A 19,964-nucleotide genomic window follows, 5' to 3' on the forward strand; every position below is an offset into this window, starting at 1 on the left:
AAATGGCGCACTCCGTGGCCCACCGTAGTGGGCAAGGATGCGCCATTCCCAGTCAGGTAGGCTGTGGCTAATGGGGCTGTGAGCAGCCAGGGCTAAGCATAGGCCTTATGAAGGGCGCACGAAGGAGGCCCGAGCGAGTCGGTGGAGCGAGCTACCTCATCGGGGAAGGCATGGCCGCAGCGGCGAATGCACGGGCGCCAGAAACTCTGGTAAGTCTGTATCCAGCCGTGGTTGCCGAAGGGCAAGGTGTTGTTGTCGCGGTTGTGGAAAGGCAGGTTGGCCTCGTCCCAGTTTTCATAGGCGGCCGAAAACTGCTGGGCCACGGCTTTGCGCGGAATCCGGAAGCCGGGCGAGAGTTTGGGGAAGTGGTTCGCCAGAAAGATGTCGTCGTAGAGGCCCTGCTTGCGAAGCTTGCGCTGCACGTGGTAAAGCGCGATGTAGTACCGGAAGGTGGAGGTAATGCGGTAAAAGGTGCTGACCTTTTTGAGCGCAAAGCCCCCGTTGCCGAAATACTCGGGCGTGGTGAAGCCCGTCAGCCGACGGAGCCAGGTGCTGGGCCGAACCCAGTGGTCGTTGTAAATGACCGACCCGATGTAGTCGTACCCTAAGCTGCACCACTGCTCCAGCTCATCGCGGAAGACAAACGCGTCGAGGTGGCAATTCAGCACGTATTCATAGGCCAAAAAGCGCTTGTAAAAGACGTGGGAGAGCATAAGCTCGCAATAGGCCTCATGGCCTTTCCAGTCGAAGCGCTCGAGGAGCACAGTGGCTTTGCCCTGGCAGTAGTTCTCGTACCACGTCGTGTCGAGCGCGGTGGGCGCCATGAATGTAATGGGGTAGCGGGACAGGACGGACAAGATTTGGTCGAGGGAGATGGTTTCCAGTTCAGAGGGCTTCTCCAGGTGCACTGGAATTACTACGGTAACGAGTTGGCGGTTCATGTTGCATGTAGGTAGGGAGTGGAAAGGGCTGATGGGAAGGAAAAGGCCGTAGATGAGGTCTGGACCGACGGTGATAAATAGCGCCGGTATGAGTACCCTATCTAGCCAGGTTGGCCAGCCAACACTTGCGAACTGAGTGCTTCAGCGGGGATTCTGGCACTTTAGCTATGCGGCCGTAGCCGGGAAAGGGGGCGAGCGCGCGCCACAGCGGTGGGCACGGAAAAGCGGGGGCCGGCATCTGCGTCAGCGGAAATGTGGGACCCGCCGGTGGGGACGTAAATGAGTGAGTGCGATTTTGGGACCTGTTTAATGAAGCTCTAATGAAAAACGGAATTAATTTCATAAAATCAATATTTTTTTAGATATTGTTTGGAAGAAATGTAGTTAAGCTCTTAATTTTCCAGTAGGAACTCGAGGTGAGTGTTCGCTCTGGCTGTTGGGCAAATGGCCACCTCAAGGCGCTGAATTGTACTCTTCCCGTTTCTACTCTTTCACCTATTATCCACATTACTTACTATGAAGGCAGTAATTTTTGCAGGCGGTTACGGCACGCGCATTAGCGAAGAGAGCGGCGTGCGACCCAAACCCATGATTGAAGTTGGGGGCAAGCCCATTCTGTGGCACATCATGAAGATTTATTCCCATCACGGCATCACCGAATTTGTGGTGTGCTGCGGGTATAAGGGCCACATGATTAAGCAATACTTTGCCGACTACTTCCTGCATAACTGCGACGTGACCTTCCGCATGGACCGCGACGAGATGCAGGTGCATAAGACCAATGCCGAGCCCTGGACGGTGACGCTGGTCGACACCGGCCTCGAAACCATGACCGGCGGCCGCCTGCGCCGCGTGCGCGAGTACGTGGGCGACGGTACTTTCTGCCTGACCTACGGCGACGGCGTGAGCGACGTCGACATTGCCGCTTCCATCCGGCAGCACCGCGCCACGGGTGCCCAGGCCACGCTCACGGCCGTACGCCAGCCCGGCCGCTTCGGGGTGTTCAACCTGAGCGAAGACTCCGACCAGGTGGACACCTTTATGGAAAAGCCCGAAGGCGACGCCACGCCGTGGATTAACGGCGGCTTCTTCGTATTGGAGCCCAGCGTGTTCGACTACATCGACGGCGACGACACGGTGTGGGAAAAAGCCCCCTTGGAGAAGCTGGCTGCCGATGGCAGCCTCGGCGCCTACCGCCACAGCGGCTTTTGGCAGCCCATGGACACCCTGCGCGACAAAAACGTGCTGGAAGACCTGTGGAACAGCGGCAAAGCCCCGTGGAAAGTGTGGGACAAGAAGCCCAAAGCCGAAACAACCGAAGTAACAGCGCCCCTGCTCGAAACCCTGACGGCCAACGGCCGTTAGGGCGCTTTGCTTCTGAAAGTCCGCTATGGCGCAAGCTGCCCCCGCCGGCAACTTGCGCCGTGGCGGCACCAGAGATACTGGCAACAGCGGCGTCGCCACCGCCGCCTTTTCACCGTATTGCTTCTTTTCCAGGAACTACCCTTCCCCTTCATGATATTCACCGAAACCAAGCTACAGGGCGCCTTCCTCGTCGACGTGCAACGCATCAACGACGAGCGGGGCTTCTTTGGCCGCTCGTGGTGCGAAGACGAATTTGCCGCGCACGGCATTCACCTGCCCCCGCTGCAAGCCAACTTATCGTCGAACCCGCGCAAAGGCACCCTGCGGGGGCTCCATTACCAGCTGCCGCCGCACGAAGAGACCAAGCTGGTGCGTTGCACCCGCGGCGCCATTTGCGACGTCATCGTGGACCTGCGCGAAGAGTCGCCCACCTACAAGCAGTGGCTGGCCGTGGAGCTCACCGCCGACAGCTTTCGCATGCTGTTCGTGCCCGGCCGCTTTGCGCACGGCTTCCTCACGCTTGAAGACAACACGGACGTAGCTTACCAGGTATCGGCCAAGTACACGCCGGGCGCCGAGCGCGGCCTGCGTTGGAACGACCCCGCCATTGGCGTTGAATGGCCATTCGAACCCGTGCTGATTTCGCTCAAGGACACTGCATTGCCAGATTTCCAGCCGTTGGTGGCGGCTGCTCACTAAGTTACTCGCTTTGGTTCCTCCTTTATCGCGGCTCTCGGGCCGCCTCGGAAATGAGTACTTCTCTTGCACAGCACGCCGGAATGCAGGTGTACCTCACGTCGGCTTATTCAGATGTCGAGCCCATCGGGGCTTTCCGTCGGGCGGCCGCGGCTGACAAGTACGGCGTGCACCGCCTGACGGACGACCCCGCCGAAGCCGACCTGATACTCTTTGCCGAGAATTCGCAGTACCACAACGACCGGTTCTTCAAAATTCTGAAAAACCACCCGCTGGTGCGACAGTACCCGAACAAGGCGTTCATGTACAACCCGCACGACCTGCCGTGGCTGGTGCTGCCGGGGCTGTATCCATCCATGCCGGCGTCGTTGTTCGACGAGGCCAGCGTGGCCGCGAGCCCCTACATGGAGCAGGTAAACGACCGGATTCGCTGCGACTTTGCCGCGGAGCCCCAACTGCTGTATTCGTTTTGCGGCAACCTGCGCATGCCCGTGCGCAGCGAGTTGCAACAGCTGCAACACCCCCGGGGCGACGTGCGCGAAGCCGCGCAGGGCCTGTACCTCGACCACAAGCCCCTGGAGCCGCTGGTGGCCTACGCCAACCTGCTCGTGGACACCAAGTTCATGCTGTGCCCGCGCGGCATCGGCTCCTCGTCCATTCGGCTCTTCGAAACCATGCAGGCCGGGCGGGTGCCCGTCGTCATCGCCGACGAGTGGGTGCGGCCCAAAGGCCCGGCCTGGGATGATTTTGCGGTGTTTGTGCCCCAAAACCAGATTGCCCAGATTCCGCGCCTGCTCGAGTCAATTGAAGCGCAATGGCCCGTCATGAGCCGGCTGGCCCGCGCCAACTGGGAAAGGTATTTCGCGCCCGACGTCATCTTCCACTATTTCGTGGAGCAATTATTGCCGCTGCGCACTACCAACAAGCGCATGGGTTTTTCGCTGGCTCGGTCCCACGACGCTCAGTTTGCGCGGTACTACGTGCGCTCCAAGTTCCTGCATCCCGCCCGCAACTGGGTGGCCGCGCTGCAGCAAAAACGCTAACTCTTCTTCTGGTTATCGTGCACGCTATTATTCTTCATTAAAGCGAGTTAGCGTGATTGATACTGTTTAACTACGCTGTAAACGCAACTGCCCCTAGCGCCTCCTTTCCTCCTTTCAGCTGTAGAGCACGCTTGATATGGCCCAATCGTTAGTAATAATCCTAATACCTATATACCAAGAGGTTCCTTCCGAAATGGAACGGATGTCGCTGGACCAGACCTTAGCCGCCCTCCACAACTTTCCCATTTCCTTCATGACGCCCTCCCGGTTGAACACAACCTGGTATGAAGACTACTGCCGCGGCAAGGCCACGGTTGTCTTCGAGCGGTTTGAGTGGTCGGGCTATAAAGCCTTCAACGACATGATGATTGCGCCGGAGTTCTACCAGCGCTTTCTGGCCTACAAATACATGCTGATTGCCCACCTCGACGCGTTTGTGTTTCGCGATGAGCTGGAGCAGTGGTGCAGCACCGGGTACGACTACATTGGGTCGGTGCTGTACAACGGCACCTCCTGGGACCGGCCCAGCACGTGGCTGCGGCGGCTCACGGGCTTCACCACGCCCGAGTACTACGCCTGCGGAGGCTTTGCCTTGAAAAACGTGAATGCTTTTTATCAGATAACAAAAAGGTTTAAGTCGTATATTTCAGTCTACGATTTTGTGCAGCGGGTGCGGCATAAGTCGGCGGTGGTTTTCGATGACTTATTTGTGTCGCGGCACTTTCCCAAGCTCTCGTCTACGTTTCGCATGGCCCCAAAGGCCTCGGCCGAACGGTTTGGGGCCGCGTGCATGTCGTTGGACGCCGCTGGCTTGCCGTACGATTTAAACGATGATAAAAGCTTGCCCTTCGGCGTGCACGGCTGGATTCAGGGGCGCGCGTTGTGGGCCAAGGTGGTGCGGCGCTACGGGTACCCTGTGCCGGACGATGAGCGCCGCGCGAGCCCCGCAACAACCAAAACCATTCGCACAAGTCAAGCCGTGTAGGCATCCTTTTTTCAGCCAAAGAGTATCTGTTCCCACCCACCCCGCCGCTTCCTTGTATGAGCAAATCTTTAGTCACCGTCGTCATTCCCATCATCGCCGAGCAGCCCACGGCGCTCGAATTAATATCGTTGGACCAGACCCTGAAGGTGTTAGGCAACTACCCCATCACCTTCATGGCCCGCACCGAGCTGGACACGACCTGGTACGAAGACTACTGCCGCGGCAAGGCTACGGTCTTCATCGAGCGGTTTGCCTGGTCGGGGTACAAAACCTTTGTCGCGCTGATGATGTCACCGCGGTTTTACCAGCGCTTTCGGGCCTACGAGTACATGCTCATTTGCCACCTCGACGCGTTTGTCTTCCGCAACGAGCTGGAGCAGTGGTGCAGCTTGGGGTACGACTACACCGGGGCGGTGGTGTACAACCCGGACTTCTGGAATCATCCGGGCATTATCAAGCGCCTGATGGGTTTCAACAACCCCGAGTACTACGCCAACGGCGGCTTCTGCCTGAAGAAAGTGGCCTCCTTCCAGCGCCTGACGTCCAGGTTTAAATACTACATTGCCCTGCACGAATTGCTGGGGCGGCTGCGCGGCGCCATTGGGTTCTACGACGACTTGTTTGTGACCCAGCATTTTCCCAAGCTGTCTTCCAATTTTCGCATGCCCCCCAAGGCGTTGGCCGAGAAGTTCGGGGCCGACTACATGACGACCGCTGAGGTCGACTTGCCCTTCACCAACCGCGACAACACCACCTTGCCGTTTGGCATCCACGGCTGGATTCAGCGCAACATTGAGTTCTGGGCCCCGTGCATTCGCCGCTACGGGCACGACCTGCAAATTCCGGAAGCCGTTGCTGCCACCCCCGCCGTTGCCGCTGGTGCTTAGGCGGTAGCTGGCAGCTTGCTCAGGCGTCGCGGCGCTCCCGCAGCCATACCGTGGTTCCGGCCGGTAGGGTCGCCACTTCAACATCTAGCAGGAGCCCGCGGGTAGCCGTGCTCGCGGCCCCGTCGCGCGTGATTTCCTCGACGGTGGCGGTGGCCGCGCGCCGGCTGCCGTCGGGCAAAACAGCTTCCACGGCAATGGCCGTGTGCAGGGCGTACGCGTCCAGTTGCGGGGTGGGGCTGTCGGGCAACACCAGCAGCCCTAGGCCTGGCAAGGGCCACGCGGATGCCACGCGCATAAGCAGGGAAGGCGCAGGGTCAGTCGGCAGCATGGAAAACGGGGTAATGAAGCGGGCGGGCGGCGCCGTACTGTACGGGGGCCGGCCCGGGCTGCGTTGCCCGCGCCAACGAGTGCCCACGGCGGTACTTCCACCCAACGGCCACCAGCCACATGGCCAGGGGCGGCGCCGTCCAATACACCCACAGGCCTCGGAATTCTTTGGCGGCAAGGGCGGTGCCCAGCGAGCGGACCGGATTCAGGCTCATGCCCGAATACGGGGTTTCGACGATGATGTAGAAAGCCAGTAGCGTCGCCGCGAAAGCCCCGGCCGCCTTGTGCCAGGCCGGCGAATGCAACGCCGACAACAGCACGGCCATCAGGCCGCCCGCTATGATGAACTCTGCCAGCCACGCCACCAGGGTACCGTTGGGAACGGGCTTGGGCTGCGTTAGCAAGGAGTGCACGGCCGGATGAGCCAGCCAGGACGCCAGCGCGAGGTGCAGCAGCGCGGCTCCGGTGGCCGCGCCCGCCACCTGGGCCAGGGCATAGGCCAGCGCATCGGCGCCGCTGATGCGGCCCAGCTGCCAGAACCCCAGCGTGACAGCGGGGTTGAAATGCGCCCCCGAGCGGTGCCCCCACGGGCTGTAGGCCATGGCGCACAGCAGCAGCGCCACCAGCACCCCTGTCACGGCACGGCGTGCTACGGCGTGCCCCAGCAAGGCCTGGGCCACGGGCAGGGCCGGGTGCTCGGCCAGCAGCGTGGCCAGGCCGCTCCCGATGACGAAGCACGCCGCGCCGCCCGCCTCGGTTAGGTAGGCAGGCCAATGGGGGCGGGCGGCGGGCGGGTGAGAGGTAATGACGGACATGAAGAGAATACGCGGCCGCGCAGCAAGCTTTCTACTCCAACGGGGAGGGAAGCCAACGGTTGGGTTACACCTCGACTTTGAGCGTAGCGGGCTCCTTGGTTACCTCGAACAGCTCGCCGTGGGACACGATGGTGATTTGGCCGTATTCTTCCAGCAGCTGCTTGTAGCACAGGGCCACGGGCCGCGGCTTGCGGTCGAGGTCAAAGAGGCCACAGGCGTTCACGCGGCCTACTTTGCGGGCCAGGCCAATGTCCCAGTCCACCTGGTCGATGAGCGAATACCACGTGAAGCCCAGCACCGGCACGCCCTCGTCGCGCATGCGCAGGATGTTCACCCACTGCTTCCACAGCCACGTGGGAGCGTCGTGGGCCTCAAATACGTTGGTTTCGGTGTGCATTACCGGCTTGCGGTAGCGGCGGTAATACTCCAGGGTGATGTTGTACCAGCCCAGCACGTCCATGCTCGTGCATATGGTGCCATCGGGCAGGATGAGCTTCTCGTTGCGGCCGTAGTAGTCGTTGCCCATAATCTGGTAGCCGGGCGGCTCGCCGGCCATAAACCAGTCGTACTCCCGCCGCGTCAGGCCGTTGTCGAACAAGTAGTTTATCACGTCGCCGTCGGGGTGGTGGGCGTACAGCAAGTCGAGCGACAGAAAGCGCAGCTTATTGTCGAGCGTGATTTGGGGCGAGGGCGTGGCCCGGAGCTCGTGGATGTATTCGGCCGACTCGCTTTGCACGATGATGCAGTCGGGCCGGTGCTTGGCAATTTGCTGGGTGGCCATGATGCTGGCGGCCACCAAGTGCTTCATGGCCGTCACAAACCCTTTGTCGGTTTTCAGCTGCTCGTTCCACAGGCCGTCTTTGGCGCTCATGCGGGCCGTGACGTAGATTTCGTTGATGGGCGTGTAGTACCGCACCCAGGGGTAGCGCCGCGCCACGGCTCCCGCGTACTCGGCAAAGTGCACCGGCAGTTCCGGGTTTTGGAAGTTGCCCAGCCAGTCCGGCACCCCAAAGTGCAGCAAGTCCAGAATGGGCGTGATTTCCAGGCGCTGCATTTCGGCCATCACAAGGTCGGCAAACTCCCAATCGTAGCGTCCGGGGCCGAGGTGCGTTTTGTGGTACGGCAGGCCGTAGCGCAGCACTTTCAAGCCCAGGCTCTTCACCAAGGCCAAGTCTTCCTGCCACCGGTCGTAGTGGCCGCATTCCTCCAGCAAGTCGCGCCGGGTGCGGCCGTGGTCAATGGTCGGGTTCGAACACTCAATGCCGGTGGCGAACATGAAATTATTGGGCAAGCCAGTGGGCAGGCCGCGGCCGTCGTGGCCGCGCGCTCCTCCAAACTGGTCGCCCTCGTAGTTGCCTTCGCCGAAGTGGGCCCTGATGTTCGTGAGAAAGGATTTCATTGGTGCTTACCAGAAATAGCTCAATTAGACCGTCATGTCGAGCGCAGCCGAGACATCTCGCCCGCTTCGTCCTCACGATTGGTTTGCTACCACACGCGAGATGTCTCGGCTGCGCTCGACATGACGGTCTATTTAATTTGACTGTTTTTCTCCTTACGCGTCGCGCCGGCGCTGTTGCTCCAAGAACTTGTCGGCGGTGCGGAGGCTGAGGGCCATGATGGTCAGGGCCGGGTTCACGCTCAGGGCGCTGGGGAAGGTCGAATTGTCGGAGATGTAGAGGTTGGGCACGTCGAAGGCGCGGCCATTGGCGTCCACCACGGCATCGTCGCCGCTCAACCCCATGCGGGCTGTGCCAATGACGTGCGCATAGCGCGGAAACGACCAGATGTCGGTGGCGCCGGCCGCTTCCCACATGCGGCGCATCAGGGTTTCGGCGTGGCGGTTCATGCGCAGCTCGTTTTCCTGGGCCGTGAAATGCAGTCGGGGCTTGGGCAGCCCGCGGGCGTCCTTCTCCTCGGCCAGCTCCAGAAAATTGTCGGCGTGCGGCAGGCAGTCGCCCAGAATGTTGATGCCGGCCACGTGGTTGTAGTTCTTCATGTAGTCGCGCAGCTGCTGGCCCCAGAACTTGCGGCCCCGCGCCACTTGCCCGGCAAACGTGACGGGCATGATGCCAATGCTCTGCAGCAGGTAGCCGCCCACAAAATCGGCATCCGGCGGCCGGTGCGTGTCCTGCGAAATCAGGCTGCCGGGGATGCCTTTGTAGGGCCGCACTGCTTCGGCAAAGGTGCCGAAAACCTGCACTCCGGGGTGCGCCATCAGGTTTTTGCCTACTTGGCCGCTGGTCAGGGCCAGCTCGTTGAGCAGGAGTAGGCGCGGCGTTTCCACCGAGCCGCCGCACAGGAAAAGGTGGCGGCAGCGCTGGCGCTGTTGCTCGCCGTTCTGCGTGTACACTACGCCGGTGATGCGGCCCTGCGCGTCGCGCTCAATCTCCGTCACGAAGCTGTTGGGCCGAATGTCGGCCCCGTATTTCACCGCCAGTGGAATAAACGTGACGTCCATGCTGGCCTTGGCGCCGTTGGAGCAGCCGGCTTGGCAAAAGCCGCGGTTGGTGCAGGCTTCGCGCCAGCCCACGCCCTCCTGGTAATAGCGAGCCGAAAGGGCCGCATTGGCGGCCGGCGAAGTGCGAATACCCAGCTTATCGGCTCCGCGCACCATCAGCTGTGCCGCCCCGTTTAGGGGCAGCGGGGCCAGCGGGTAGCCCTTGCGCCGGGCGGGCCCCCAGGGGTAGGGGGTGGGACCCGAAATGCCGAGGAACTGCTCTAGCTCCTCGTAATAAGGCGCCAAGTCTTCGTAGCCAATGGGCCAGTCCTCGCCCTTGCCAAAGTCGCGGTTCAGATGCAGGTCATCGGGCAGGGGACGGGGGGTGTAGGCCGTGTAGTGCAGCGTCGAGCCGCCCACGCCGGTGCCGGAGTTGTTTTTGCCCATGGCCAGCGGGTCACGGCCCGCCGACAGCCGCTCGTCGTTCCAAAACAAGAAGTTTTGAGCGTGTTCGTCGGTGGCAAAGTCTTTTTCTGGAATGTGCCACGGGCCAGCTTCCAGCGCTACCACTTTCAGGCCGGCCATGGCCAGGCGGGCCAGCAGTGGTGCTCCACCTGCTCCCAGGCCAATAATCACACAGTCCACCTCGTCGGCTTCGGTAGGTAAAGCTTGGGGTTGCTCCAGGGGAATATCCAGGGCAGCGGCAGTTTCGGCGGGCTCGTCGGCCATCAGGGCGCGGAGCAGCGGGTCCTGCACTTCGGGTTTTACCGGGTTGAGGACGCCCTCCTCCAATACTTCTTCTTCGGGCATGCGGTGAGATGGTGAAGTTGTGAAATGGTGAGCTATGGGTCAAAGTGGATGGTGTGATAGGGCTGCCGCAGAGACATCAACTTTACCATCTCACTAGCTCACCGCCGGCTCCCGGTCTTCTTTCTCGTTGAGGCCAATCTTGGTCCAAGCAGGCAGGTCGGCCATGCCCACGTAGCCAATTTCTTCCTGGGCCAGTGGATGGGCATAGTAGAATTCCGTGAGCTCGGCCAGGAGGTCTTCGAAAAAGCGGCCGGGGTCCAGCGTTTGCCAGACGGCGCCGGGCGGGCGGCCATCGGCCAAAGACTGCAGCACCGCGTCTTGCTGCGGTGCCACCAACGCCATGAAATCGGCCTGAAACAGCGCGTGGGCTATTTCCTGGATGCCGCCCAGGCCCATGCGCATGGCTTCGCGGTCGGGGGGCAGCACGTCGTAGCGCCAGCCGTCGGCGCGGCCAGAGGCGAGGCGTTGGTCCACCGCCGGGGCCAGCGCAATGGGCTGCTCAATGCGGTCGGGCTGCGGAAAAAGGCGGCCGGCCACAGCTTCGAGCAAGGCAAAGGATTCGGGGGCTAGAAACTGGGGCTCGTAGGTAGCGGGTTCGTCGAGGCGCTCTTGCAAAGCAGCGCGCGTGGCTTCAGACACGTGTTCCGTGCCCAAGAGGGCGCGAACGGTGCCGCTCGGATATTCGGGAACGGGCATATAAAGGGCTTGAACTGATGCAATGCCGCGACAGACGGCTCAGCTACTAACCCATTACGAGTCAAATCTTCCCAGCGGATAGAAGTTTTTGTTGGAATAAGTAAATAAAAAACACCTAACCCGTCATGCTGAGCGCAGCCGAAGCATCTCTCCCGCCATACTAAATGCGCAGTAGAGATGCTTCGGCTGCGCTCAGCATGACGGGCTTTTATAAGCGCTTATCTTTCAAAAGTTACTTCAGCAGCATGATGGCGGCCATGGTCTCGATGCCGTCCCAGAGGTTGCCGAGGCGAATGTTCTCGTTTTCGGCGTGCTGATTGTTGTCGTAGTTGGCCAATGGCACGGTGATGGTGTGGGCCTTGAGCTCCTGCTCAAACACGTAGAGCGGCAGGCTGCCGCCCATGGTGGGCAGCACCACTACGCGGTCGGGCGTAGTGGTTTGCACCGCGGCCACCACCTGCCGGGCGATGGGCAAATCGAGGCGGGTGCGCTGGGCGTTGTAGCCGGTTTCGGGCTGCACCCGGGCCAGCAGCGGGTATTGGGCGCGCTCGGCGTCGGTGGGCTCGGCGGTAGTGACGTGGTAGCCCTGCTTCTCGATGTGCCGCACCACTTTCTGCATCTGGCGCTGTGCGTCGTTGCCGGGCACCAGCCGCAAGTCGAGCACGGCCGATGCCACCGTGGGGATGACGTTGGCGGCCTGGGGGCCCACTTTGGCGCTTTGCATGCCGTTGATGTTGAGCGAAGGCTGGTTGAGCAGCTCCACCAGCGACTGCCCAGTGCCATACGCCCTGGCAAAGCCCAGCTCTTTCCGAATGGTTTCGTCCAGATTGGGCACTTGGGCCAGGGCCGTCTTTTCAGCCAGGGTCAGCGGCGTCACGTCGTCGTAAAAGCCCGCCACGCGCACCCGGCCGGTGCTGTCCTGCATGGAGCTCAGCAGGCGGGCCAGCGCCAAGGCTGGGTTGGGCGCCCAGTTGCCGTAGTGGCCGCTGTGCAGCGGGCGCCGCGGGCCATACACTTGCAGGCGCAGGTTCACGTCGCCCCGCGCCCCAAACACCACCTGCTTACGGCCCGATTGGTGCACCGGCCCGTCGCAAATCACCCACACGTCGGAAGCCAGCAGCGCCTTGTGTCGCGCCAGTATTTGGGCTAGGTGTGGCGAGCCGTGCTCCTCCTCTCCCTCAAAAAAGAACTTGATGTTGACTTTCGGTTTGAGCTTGCTGGCCCCCAGCGCCTGGTAGCCGGCCAAAATGGTCATCACCCCGGCCTTGTCGTCGGAGGCACTGCGGGCGTAGAGGCGCCAGTCGGGGCTCAGGGGCTGGCCAGCCGCCGGCCGAGTGGCGAGCTGCCCGCCGCGGTCAAGCGGGCCGGTGGCCAGCGTGGGCTTAAACGGGCTGAGGCCTTCGCGCCACTGCGCGGGGTTCACGGGTTGGTCGTCGTAGTGCGCGTAGAAAACACGGTGCGCGTGGCGCCCGGCGTGCGGACTTCCCCAAAAACCACTGGTGGCACGCCCGGTGTGTTGGCGGTCAGCAGCTGGCTTTTGATGTCGCGCCGCTGCATCATCTCTTGGATAAACACGGCCGTGCGCCGCAGATTGGCAGTGTCGGCCGCCACGTTCGGAATGGCCACGAACCGTTCGAATTCCGTGAGCAACTCCTGCTCGTGGCTCTGGCGGAACTGCCGCACCTTTTGCAGCGGGTCGTTGGCCTGACTCAACCCCACCAAAGCCAGCAAGGCCAGCGCGAATACCTTTTTCATGGCAGCAAAATACAGCCTACCCCCCGCTACAAAAAAGCAGCCGACCCTGGGGCCGGCTGCTCGTTCAAAATCGTTAGAGCGGTTTCGCAGTCAGCGTACGGGCCGGGCAGTAGCGCGGACTTTGTAGTCCGCGTCCCCGCGCCGCTACCCTCGTTCGGGTGTCCGCCGGGGACGCGGACTGCAAAGTCCGCGCTACTGCACACCCACCCCGAAAGCGCTCTAAAATGCGGCTTATTTAAAAAGGGCCAGCGCTTTGATGAAGGTTTGCGACACGCCCCAGGCCAGGGGAATGCCCACAAACAGCCAGGCAATTACCACCGAGGCCGTCGAACTGGGTTCGGTGTTGGCCGGAGCCGAAGAATTGGGTTGCGGGTTCATATCGAAGGAGGGTTGAAAGTGAATAGCCGCGGCTTAGTGCCCGGCCGAAGCCGCCGTGACGGCGCCTTTAAAACTGTACCGCTCGTTCACGGCCGTCACCAGGAAATTGGCAATAAACCCGACGACCAACAGGCCTGCCATGGTGTAGAACACCGTTTGGTACGCGGCAGCACCGGTCAGGCCCTTGGCCTTTTGCTGGTCGTGCAAGTAGTTGACCAGCAGTGGCCCCAGTACGCCCGCCGTAGACCATGCCGTGAGCAGCCGTCCGTGGATGGCGCCCACCTGCATGGTGCCAAACAAGTCGCGCAAATAAGCCGGGATGGTGGCGAAGCCGCCGCCGTACATGCTCAGAATCACGCAGCATACCACCACAAACAGCGTCAGCGAAGCGCTGGCCATGAGCGTGGGCGCCAAGGCATACAGCAAAATGCCCAGCCCGAAGTAAATCATGTAGGTCGGCTTGCGGCCCAGCTTGTCCGAGGCCGACGACCAGAAGAAGCGGCCCAGCAGGTTGAACAAGCTGAGCAAGCCCACAAAGCCCGCGGCGGCAGCGGCCGTCACGCCCCGGCCCGCGCCCATGTTTTTATCCGAGAAAGTCTCCTGAATGAGTGGCGAAGCCGTTTCGAGCACCCCAATGCCGGCCGTCACGTTGCAGAGCAGCACCACCCACAGCATCCAGAACTGCGGCGTCTTGATGGCCGTGTCGGCGTCCACGTTCGACGACGTGATGAGCGCACTGTGCTGGGCATTGGGCACGTAGCCTTCGGGCTTCCAGCCTTCGGCAGGTACCCGGATGGTGAACACGCCAAACATCATGAATATCAGGTAAATAATACCCATGGTGATGAACGTGGGCGCCACGCCCATGGGGGCACTGTCCTTGAAGTGGGCCATGAGCGCCACGGCCAGCGGCGAGCCTATCATGGCGCCGCCCCCAAAGCCCATGATGGCCATGCCCGTGGCCACGCCCGGCCGGTCCGGAAACCACTTAATAAGGGTGCTCACCGGCGAAATGTAGCCGATGCCCAGCCCGATGCCGCCCACGAAGCCGTAGCCGAAATACACCAACCAGATATTGTGCAGGTGCACGCCCAGCGAGGCAATGAGGAAGCCCCCGCCAAAGCACAGCGCCGAAGCCAGCATGGCCTTGCGCGGCCCCACGCGCTCCAGCCATTTGCCAAACACGGCCGCCGAAAGGCCCAGCAGCACAATGGCAATGGAGAAAATGACGGCGAGCTGGCCGGCCGTCCAGTCGTTGGGCGCGGGCTGGTCCACGTTGCCGCTGATGAGGGCGCCCATGGGTTTCTTGAACACGCTAAACGCGTAGGCCTGCCCAATGGCTAAGTGAATGGCCAGGGCGGCCGGCGGCACCAGCCAGCGGTTGTAGCCAGGGCCGGCCACGGTGCGGCTGCGGTCGAGCAAGGAGGAAGAGTTTTCAGCCATGAAATGTGTGGGAGTTTTAGGTGAAAGAAGAACGAAAACTGCGCCACCTACCCATGCCAGAGCACATTTCGTGGCTGCGAATGGAAAGGTAACCCGCTTGAAAACAGATTGATTGTTTGCCCCTAGAAAACTTTGCTAAACAGCTATAGCTAATGCCTGCGGCTTAATGAGGAATGAGGAATGGCCGCGCGGCTGGGGCGCGTTTGCAACGCGTGCCGACTGACTGGGCGTTTGCAACGCCCCCGGTCGCGCCGTTCGGGCTTCGTTCACGCGGCGAGCCGAAGGCTCGAAACCAGTCGGCACGCGTTGCAAACGCGCGCCAGCCGCGCGGCCATTCCTCATTAAGCGCAGCGTTATTCGTCGCTGCTGAGCTTGCCGCCGGTCACGTGCACCAGGCTGCCGGTCATGAACGAGCCGTCCTGGCTGGCCAACAGTACGTAGGCGGGCGCTATCTCTTCGGGCTGACCGGGACGCTTAAGCGCCACCTCGTGGCCGAATTTCTCTATTTCTTCCCGCGGCATGGTGGCCGGAATATTGGGCGTCCAGACTGGGCCGGGCACCACGCAATTCACCCGGATGCCTTTCTCGCCCAGGTACAGCGCCAGCGACTTGGTGAGCGCGTGAATGCCGGCTTTGCTGGCCGAGTAGTCCACCAGCAGGGCAATGCCCGTGATGCCCACAATGCTGCCCGTGTTGATGATGCAGTCGCCCGACTTTAAGTGAGGAATGGCGGCTTGTGCCATCCAGATGTACCCCAGAATGTTGGTGTCGAAGGTGCGCCGGACTTGCTCCTCCGGAATGTCCTCGAACTTCTCCTGGCTCAGTTGGAAGGCGGCGTTGTTCACCAGAATGTTGAGCCCCCCCAGCTCGGCCACGGTGCGGCGCACGGCCTGCTTGCACTGCTCCGAGTCGCGCACGTCGAGTTGCAGCAGCAGGCACTTGCGTTTCTCGCGTTCCACCAATTGCTTGGTTTTCTTGGCGTCCTCCACGTTTTCATTGAACACGATGGCCACGTGGGCGCCCTCTTTGGCGAAAGCAATGGCCACGGCCCGCCCAATGCCCGAGTCGGCTCCCGTGATGAGGGCCACTTTATCCTTGAGCTTGCCCGCCGCCTTGTAGTTGGCCAGGTCCGAGTCGGGCTGCAGTCGCATGTCGGCTTGCTTGGCGGGGTAGGGCAGCTTTTGGGCGGCGGCCTTCATGTCCTTGGCGGTGGGGCGGCTTTCGGCTTTCGTGGGGGCACCTTTGGCTGCGGTACTGGGCTTTTTGGCCGCCGGTTTGGGCGCGGCAGTCTTTTTGGTGGGCATAGGCTGGCAGGAAGAATGAACTTCTGCTTACGCGAAAAAAAGCAGAACGGCTGAGGTTGAAACCTGCCCGTGCCGGTGGCTTCAGAGCCGCTGCAGCACCACGCGGCGGTTGCGGGGGCGCTGCGTTGGGTCGGCATTGTCGGCCACGGGCTGGGTGCCGCCAAACCCCACGGGGCGCAATTGGGCAGCCGGCACGCCGTGCGCGGTCAGGTAGAGGCACACTTTTTCTGCGCGCTGCTGCGAGAGTTGGCGGTTCAGTTCGGCGTTGCCCACGTTGTCGGTGTGGCCCTGCACTTCGAAGCGCAGTTGCGGCCGCGCGCTGAGCACCGGGGCTAGGGCGTCGAGGGCAGCGCGAGCCGCCGACAGCAGCTCCGCTTGGCCTTGCTCGAAGCGCAGCTCGGGCAGCGTCACGGCCTCGCCCACGCCCAGCCGCGCCAACTGTGCGGTACTGCCCGAGTCGGCCACTATCAAGTTGGGTATAGCCACTGGTGCGCTTTTCACAAGGGTTGGCACGGCGGCGGCCCGGCGTGGCAACGGCGCAGGTGGGCGCTCCACCGGTTTGGGCTTGGGCGCAGGCTGCGGGCGGGCTTCGGCGGGCGCTTTGGCAACGGGCGCGGGTTTGGTTTTCACCACCTGCTGCAACGGCACCGCCGTGGGCGGGACCGGCTTGGGGTTGCGCGTAAACAGAAACTGCGTGGGAATCGGTTGGGGGGTGGGCATTTCGGCGTTCATGCCCCACAGGTTGCTCCACGAGGCAGGTGGCGGAGCCAGCGGCTTATCCGGCCGCTCCCAGGTCACGCGGAGGCGGGTGTCGAAGATGTCCTGGAAATAATCGACCCGCAGCTTGTAGGGTTCCCCGGCTTTCAGGTTCACGGCCGCCGTGAAGTCGGTCACCCACTGCGGGCGCCACTCGTTCATAATCAACTGGTCGTTCAGCCAGATGCGAATGCCGTCGTCCACGGTGGCGTGGAAAACATAGCGCCCGCTGGCCGGCGGCACCAGCCAGCCTGTCCAACGCACCGAAAAATATTCCGCTGGAACCCCGGGCGCGGGCGGCCGGTGGCCCCAGTCAAATGCCAGCGTGGGGTCGCGGCGGCTCAGCACAAACCGCTCAAATTCCGGCCCATCGTAATAGTCGCCCCGGATGCCATTGCCGCCTGCTCGCGCGTCTTGGGCCCACATTTTACTGGCCGGCCATGCGGCTCCAAGCCAGCAGCCAAACAGTATTGCCCCTAGCCGCCGAGTAGGTGTCCAAGCCATGCCGCAAAAACGTGAATTGTGGAGAATAAGTATTCTATTTCCACAATTTTATTGAGCCTTACTTAAACTCGTTGCCGCAGTGGAAGCAATGAAAGCGGTTGCCCCGCACCGGGTAGCGCAGCAGCACCGACACCAGCCCCGACCAGAAGCTGTACGTGTTGCGCGTAGCCGGCCCGTAGGCCACGTCCGACGAACCGCAGCGCGGGCAACGCGGCGCCACGGGGTCGGGCGCATCGGCGGCAAACGAAGCCTCGTCGGGGCCGGTGGCGAGGGGCACGGTCACGGTGCGGAGCAGCTCCAGGGCCGCTTCGGCGTCGCGCTGGTACACATGCAGCCGCACCCCGCCCGTGATGGAGCTGTACAGCGGCATCAGCGACACCATGTTCTCGTTGCTCAGAAAGCACGGGATGCCCGCTGCTTCAAGGCGCGTGCGGGCCAGGTTGGCCGCCATGGGCTCGTGGAACGATTCGAGGAAAACGACAGAATCAGGACTTGGCACGGAGAAATAAACTAAGAAGAGCGGGCGAGCAGTAGCTGTTGTCTAGGTATTCTAAAAGAACCGTCATGCAGAGCGCCGCTCTGCATGACGGTTCTTTTGATTTTTTCACACCTGTGTTCTAGCCTCAGAGGCTTGGCAACATCAGGCGCCTAAACTTAGCTCCGGGTTACTTCGCTTGCTTGGTGGCTTCGTTGATGCCTTTGGCGGTGTTGCCGGCTTGCAGGGCCACAAATTCAGCCTGGCGTGCTCGGATGCGCACTTCGTCACGGGCTGGCAGGTCCATCCGAATCTGCTTCACTTGGTCGTTGAGGCGGCGGTACACGGCGCGGGCGTAGTCCCAGTCGCGGTCAGTCCAAGTAGCGCGCTGCTCGCGGGCCGAGCGGATGAGCTGGGCGTAGGCGTTTGGCAGGTCGGCTGGGGGCAAGTTGTCCAGCTGGCCGGAGTAGGGGCCCATCAGCTTGTTTTCCATTGCAATTTCCTGGCGCGGGTCGAGGGGCTGGGCGCGGCGGGCGCGGTTTTTCGCGTCGTAGGCAGCCGTGGCTTTGCCGACGCGCTTTACTTTGTTGGCGGCGGTGCGGGCCAGCGTGTCCAGTTCGCGCACGCCTTCGCGGGCCACTTCCTGGCGTTCACGCGGGGTCGAATCGCAGCCGGTCAGCAACAGAGCCAGGGCCAGCGCAGAAGCGGCAGGCCGTAAAAAAGAGTACATCATGACGCAAAATGGTGGTAATTCGACCTCATACGGATTTTCTGTGAGTTCGAATTAAGTTGGACAACAGTTGCCCTCACCTCAGCCGCCGTCAGGCCCCGTCTTCTTCCAGCTGTTCGCGCAGGCTCAGCTGCTGCTCGTGCAGGCCCGGCAGGTTTGGGCAAATGGTGGCCAGCCGCTCCAGCACCTGCAACGCCCGCCGGTACTCGCCCAGCTGCCGCATGATGCCCGCTTTGCCCCACAGCGCCCCAAAATGCCGCGGCTCGCGCTGGAGCGTTTCGGCGATGTCGTCGAGCGAAGCGCGGTATTCCCCGCGCAGGTAGTAGGCCGTGGCCCGCTTGTTCCACGCTTCGGTGAAGGCCGGGTTGCGCTCAATTATTTCCGTGAATTCCTTGATGGCCAGCGTGTGGTCGCCGGCTTGCATGGCGCGCATGCCCGCCTCCAGCCGCTTGTCGAGCGCCACGTCGCCCGAGCACAGCCACACCTGCCAGATGCCGTTTTGCAACGCCTCTACTTCGGCCGGTGCCAGGGCCATGCGCAGCCGGGCAAACAACTCGTCGAGCATACTCGGGGTACTAATGGGGGTAGAAGGACAGGCGCGCGGGCGCCTGCCCCGGCCCCTAAGTTAAAACAACTCCTTGGCAACGCGGCGAATGCTCTCCGATTTGCCCATCGAATAGTAGTGCAGGCAGGGCACGCCATGGGCCATGAGCTCGCGGCTCTGGTTGAGGCACCACTCAATGCCCACGGTGCGCACGGCCTCGTTGTCGCGGCACTGGCTCACGGCCTCCACCAGCGGTTCGGGCAGGTTGAGGTAGAACGAGCGGGGCAGCATGGTGAGCTGCGCCTTGGTGGTGAGCGGCTTCAGGCCCGGAATGATGGGCACGTTGATGCCCGCCTCGCGGCACAGCCGTTCAAACCGGAAAAACTCTTCATTGTCGAAGAACATCTGGGTCACGATGTACTCGGCGCCGCGGTCCACTTTGTGGCGCAGGTAGCGAATGTCGGCGTTGTAGTTGGGGGCCTCGAAATGCTTTTCGGGGTAGCCAGCCGTGCCAATGCAGAAGTTGGTGGCCCAGGTGTCGTCCTGCTCCTGGTCGAGGTATTCGCCCTTGTTCAGGTTGGCCACTTGGCCGATGAGGTCAGACGCGTAGGCGTGCCCGTCGGGCTCGGGCTTAAACACGCCTTCCGACTTAATGGGGTCGCCGCGCAGGGCCAGGATGGAGTCGATGCCCAGAAAATGCAGGTCAATCAGGGCATTCTCCGTTTCCTCTTTCGTAAAGCCACCGCAAATCAAATGCGGCACCGTGTCCACGTCGAAGCGGTTTTTGATGGCCGCGCAAATGCCTACCGTGCCGGGGCGGCGGCGTACGGTTTTCTTCTCCAGCAGCCCGTTGGGGTGGTGGCGGTACACGTATTCCTCGCGGTGATACGTCACGTCGATAAACGGCGGCTTAAACTCCATCAGCGGCTCGATGTTCGAAAAAAGCGTGTGGATGTTTTCGCCTTTTTTGGGCGGCAGCACCTCGAAAGAAAACAAGGTCTTGCCGTCGGCGCGAGTCAGGTGTTCGGTAACTTTCATGTAGAGGGTAGCGCGGACTTTTAGTCCGCGCATGG

21 protein-coding genes are annotated in these 19,964 nt (G+C 61.9%); 5 read left to right on the top strand and 16 right to left on the bottom strand.

Features of this window, described 5'->3' with window-relative positions; all coding sequences use genetic code 11:
* Positions 1 to 92: 92 nt before the first annotated feature.
* Entirely contained in the window at positions 93 to 941 is an 849-nt protein-coding gene (locus VF629_RS24665) for a DUF5672 family protein (RefSeq protein ID WP_331061179.1), read from the bottom strand.
* Between the two features lie 516 nt (positions 942 to 1,457).
* On the opposite strand from VF629_RS24665, the gene rfbF reads away from it, so the two are divergent.
* From rfbF to VF629_RS24690, 5 genes are all read left to right on the top strand, one after another.
* Positions 1,458 to 2,306 (top strand): glucose-1-phosphate cytidylyltransferase, encoded by an 849-nt coding sequence (rfbF, locus tag VF629_RS24670; RefSeq protein WP_331061180.1) that lies wholly within the window; start codon positions 1,458 to 1,460, stop codon positions 2,304 to 2,306.
* A 150-nt stretch (positions 2,307 to 2,456) separates the two neighbouring features.
* Positions 2,457 to 3,005, top strand: a complete 549-nt coding sequence (gene rfbC / locus VF629_RS24675) for a dTDP-4-dehydrorhamnose 3,5-epimerase (protein WP_331061181.1) — start codon at positions 2,457 to 2,459, stop codon at positions 3,003 to 3,005.
* A 50-nt stretch (positions 3,006 to 3,055) separates the two neighbouring features.
* Positions 3,056 to 4,045 carry an exostosin domain-containing protein gene (locus VF629_RS24680; protein ID WP_331061182.1) on the top strand — a complete coding sequence of 330 codons (990 nt, stop codon included), beginning with the start codon at positions 3,056 to 3,058 and terminating at the stop codon, positions 4,043 to 4,045.
* 193 nt (positions 4,046 to 4,238) lie between these two features.
* The gene (locus VF629_RS24685) at positions 4,239 to 5,030 is read left to right on the top strand and encodes a DUF5672 family protein (RefSeq protein ID WP_331061183.1); all 792 of its coding nucleotides are present in this window, start codon (positions 4,239 to 4,241) and stop codon (positions 5,028 to 5,030) included.
* Positions 5,031 to 5,086: 56 nt separating this feature from the next.
* Entirely contained in the window at positions 5,087 to 5,917 is an 831-nt protein-coding gene (locus VF629_RS24690) for a DUF5672 family protein (RefSeq protein ID WP_331061184.1), read from the top strand.
* A 19-nt stretch (positions 5,918 to 5,936) separates the two neighbouring features.
* Here the strand turns inward: VF629_RS24690 and VF629_RS24695 are convergent, their stop codons facing one another.
* The 15 genes from VF629_RS24695 to metF form a co-directional block, all read right to left on the bottom strand.
* Positions 5,937 to 6,212 (bottom strand): hypothetical protein, encoded by a 276-nt coding sequence (locus tag VF629_RS24695; protein ID WP_331061185.1) that lies wholly within the window; start codon positions 6,210 to 6,212, stop codon positions 5,937 to 5,939.
* Positions 6,213 to 6,231: 19 nt separating this feature from the next.
* Positions 6,232 to 7,059, bottom strand: a complete 828-nt coding sequence (locus VF629_RS24700) for an aquaporin (protein ID WP_331061186.1) — start codon at positions 7,057 to 7,059, stop codon at positions 6,232 to 6,234.
* Between the two features lie 64 nt (positions 7,060 to 7,123).
* Complete coding sequence (locus VF629_RS24705; protein WP_331061187.1) at positions 7,124 to 8,458, bottom strand: family 1 glycosylhydrolase; 1,335 nt, start codon at positions 8,456 to 8,458, stop codon at positions 7,124 to 7,126.
* A 153-nt stretch (positions 8,459 to 8,611) separates the two neighbouring features.
* Positions 8,612 to 10,306, bottom strand: a complete 1,695-nt coding sequence (locus VF629_RS24710) for a GMC family oxidoreductase (RefSeq protein ID WP_331061188.1) — start codon at positions 10,304 to 10,306, stop codon at positions 8,612 to 8,614.
* 93 nt (positions 10,307 to 10,399) lie between these two features.
* A complete protein-coding gene (locus VF629_RS24715) occupies positions 10,400 to 11,002 on the bottom strand; it encodes a gluconate 2-dehydrogenase subunit 3 family protein (protein WP_331061189.1) in 603 nt (200 codons plus the stop codon).
* Between the two features lie 232 nt (positions 11,003 to 11,234).
* A complete protein-coding gene (locus tag VF629_RS24720) occupies positions 11,235 to 12,425 on the bottom strand; it encodes a M20/M25/M40 family metallo-hydrolase (RefSeq protein WP_331061190.1) in 1,191 nt (396 codons plus the stop codon).
* Positions 12,422 to 12,757: a hypothetical protein gene (locus tag VF629_RS24725; RefSeq protein WP_331061191.1), complete on the bottom strand. Its 336-nt coding sequence runs from the start codon at positions 12,755 to 12,757 to the stop codon at positions 12,422 to 12,424. The genes VF629_RS24720 and VF629_RS24725 overlap by 4 nt, the downstream gene beginning before the upstream one ends.
* Positions 12,758 to 12,988: 231 nt before the next feature.
* A complete protein-coding gene (locus VF629_RS24730) occupies positions 12,989 to 13,135 on the bottom strand; it encodes an MFS transporter small subunit (protein WP_331061192.1) in 147 nt (48 codons plus the stop codon).
* A gap of 33 nt (positions 13,136 to 13,168) precedes the next feature.
* Positions 13,169 to 14,578 carry an L-lactate MFS transporter gene (locus tag VF629_RS24735; RefSeq protein WP_331061193.1) on the bottom strand — a complete coding sequence of 470 codons (1,410 nt, stop codon included), beginning with the start codon at positions 14,576 to 14,578 and terminating at the stop codon, positions 13,169 to 13,171.
* 353 nt (positions 14,579 to 14,931) lie between these two features.
* Complete coding sequence (locus tag VF629_RS24740) at positions 14,932 to 15,777, bottom strand: SDR family oxidoreductase (protein ID WP_331061215.1); 846 nt, start codon at positions 15,775 to 15,777, stop codon at positions 14,932 to 14,934.
* A gap of 186 nt (positions 15,778 to 15,963) precedes the next feature.
* On the bottom strand, positions 15,964 to 17,064 hold the full coding sequence (locus VF629_RS24745) for a PA14 domain-containing protein (protein ID WP_331061194.1): 1,101 nt from the start codon (positions 17,062 to 17,064) through the stop codon (positions 15,964 to 15,966).
* A 136-nt stretch (positions 17,065 to 17,200) separates the two neighbouring features.
* Positions 17,201 to 17,641 (bottom strand): DUF2007 domain-containing protein, encoded by a 441-nt coding sequence (locus tag VF629_RS24750; RefSeq protein ID WP_331061195.1) that lies wholly within the window; start codon positions 17,639 to 17,641, stop codon positions 17,201 to 17,203.
* Positions 17,642 to 17,807: 166 nt separating this feature from the next.
* The gene (locus tag VF629_RS24755) at positions 17,808 to 18,350 is read right to left on the bottom strand and encodes a hypothetical protein (RefSeq protein WP_331061196.1); all 543 of its coding nucleotides are present in this window, start codon (positions 18,348 to 18,350) and stop codon (positions 17,808 to 17,810) included.
* 88 nt (positions 18,351 to 18,438) lie between these two features.
* Entirely contained in the window at positions 18,439 to 18,912 is a 474-nt protein-coding gene (locus VF629_RS24760; RefSeq protein WP_331061197.1) for a tetratricopeptide repeat protein, read from the bottom strand.
* Between the two features lie 60 nt (positions 18,913 to 18,972).
* Entirely contained in the window at positions 18,973 to 19,929 is a 957-nt protein-coding gene (metF, locus tag VF629_RS24765) for a methylenetetrahydrofolate reductase [NAD(P)H] (protein WP_331061198.1), read from the bottom strand.
* Positions 19,930 to 19,964: the final 35 nt, after the last annotated feature.

It is taken from the genome of Hymenobacter sp. (assembly GCF_036388155.1).
Taxonomy (GTDB): domain Bacteria; phylum Bacteroidota; class Bacteroidia; order Cytophagales; family Hymenobacteraceae; genus Hymenobacter.